General features: G+C 39.1%; 1 protein-coding gene. It reads left to right on the top strand.

What is annotated here, in order from left to right:
- The first annotated feature begins 108 nt into the window (after positions 1–108).
- Positions 109–1,836, top strand: a complete 1,728-nt coding sequence (locus tag BLS24_RS15080) for an IS1634 family transposase (protein WP_091761071.1) — start codon at positions 109–111, stop codon at positions 1,834–1,836.
- Positions 1,837–1,933 lie beyond the last annotated feature (97 nt).

Here is a 1,933-nt window from a genome sequence, read left to right as displayed (position 1 = left end):
AAGTCCTTACAGGCCACATCTGGCCTGTATTTTTTTGTCAAATTTTTATTCTTAATATATAGCAATATATAGTGATGTGTGATATAATAAGGGCTGGGGGTACTTATTATGAAACTTACAATCTCAAAGTCCAAGAACTCAGAATCATTCTACATATCCAAATCTTATATCGATAATTCTGGAAAAAGCACCACTGCTACAGTTCGTAAACTCGGTACTCTTGCTGAATTGCTAAAAGATCATGGTCCAACTCGCGATGATGTTGTGGCCTGGTGTCGCAGTGAAGTCGCTGCCGAAACTCAAAAGTATAAGCAGGCTCGTAAAACAAAATCCGTTCAGGTTGTTTTCCATGCTGATAAAGAATTAGACTATGCCCAGCGTAGGCTCTTTGAAGGTGGATATCTATTTCCTCAAGCTGTTTATTACAAACTCCAACTGGATAAGATATGCAAAGCTATCAAACAACGTCATCAGTATGAATACGACCTGAATGCCATCCTATCAGATTTGGTTTATAACCGTATCCTAAATCCTTGCAGTAAACTTTCCGCATATAAAGCAGCTCAGTCATACCTTGAAGCTCCTACCTATGAACTGCACGATGTCTACAGAGCTCTGTCAGTTCTTGCTGAGGAGTCTGATTTTATCCAGTCTGAAGTATTTAAATGCAGCAAGATTTTTGGAAAGCGCAATGACAGGATTCTCTACTATGACTGTTCAAATTTCTACTTTGAAATTGAGCAGGAAGATGGTAATAAAAAGTATGGTAAGAGCAAAGAGCATCGTCCCAACCCAATCGTTCAGATGGGACTTTTCATTGATGGTGACGGGATTCCACTGGCATTTTCAATCTTTGGAGGAAACCAAAATGAACAAAAATCATTAAAACCACTGGAATCTAAAATACTCCAGCAGTTCGGGCATGATAAATTCATTTACTGCAGTGATGCCGGCCTTGGCTCAACAGATAACCGCAAATTTAATCATCTTGGAGAACGGGCTTTTATTGTCACCCAGTCAATAAAAAAACTCGATGCTGAGAACAAAGAGCTTGCACTGAGTAAGGAGGGATTCAAAAGACTTTCTGATAATAAGAAAGTTTCCGCTGCAGCAATCCAAGCGAATGATTCTGATGAACTTTACTACAAAGAAATCCCCTACATCAGCGGAAATATAGATCAGCTCCTCATAATCACCTATTCCCCTAAATATGCGGCATATCAAAAGGCAATCCGAGAGGCTCAGGTTCAGCGCGCTGAAGCCATGATAAAAAAAGGAAAGCTCAAAAAGAATCGCAAAAATCCTAATGATCCAGCCCGTTTTATAGGCAAGGATGCCTGTACCAAAGAAGGTGAAGTGGCTGATATCCATTATTACCTTGATGAGGATAAGGTTGCTGAAGAAGCCAGATATGATGGCCTTTATGCTGTATGCACAGACCTGATAGATGACGATGTCAAAGAAATTCTAAAAGTGAGTGAAGGCAGATGGCAGATCGAAGAATGTTTCAGAATTATGAAAACAGATTTCTCGGCAAGGCCTGTATATATCCAAAGAGATGACAGAATAGAGGCTCATTTTCTTACATGTTTTTTGGCATTACTTGTATATCGTTTATTGGAAAAGCAGCTTGAGAGCAAGTATACCTGCGAAGAAATCCTGGATAAGTTGAAATCAATTAATTTTGCAGACATAAAAGGGCAGGGATACATGCCCACTTATGTTCGAGACGAACTAACTGATGCCCTCCACAAAATATGCGGATTCAGAACTGACTATGAGTTCATTACCAAATCTGATATGAGAACAATAGAAAAACAGAGTAAACAAAGGTAATATTACTATATTTCAAGAAGCACAAAGATAACGCCGAAAGTCAGACAATTCAAGGCTTTCGGCGTTGATTATTATTGTTGTACTGTCAAAGACAGGA

The sequence above is a fragment of the Butyrivibrio sp. INlla18 genome, assembly GCF_900103635.1.
Classification (GTDB): domain Bacteria; phylum Bacillota; class Clostridia; order Lachnospirales; family Lachnospiraceae; genus Butyrivibrio.
The sequence above is the reverse complement of the archived record's forward strand: the minus strand, read 5'-3'. Positions and strand labels throughout refer to the sequence as shown.

What these genes read in the sequence shown, in the direction of transcription:
- BLS24_RS15080 (WP_091761071.1), top strand. Translation starts at nt 109, where the DNA reads ATGAAACTTACAATCTCAAAGTCCAAGAACTCAGAATCATTCTACATA.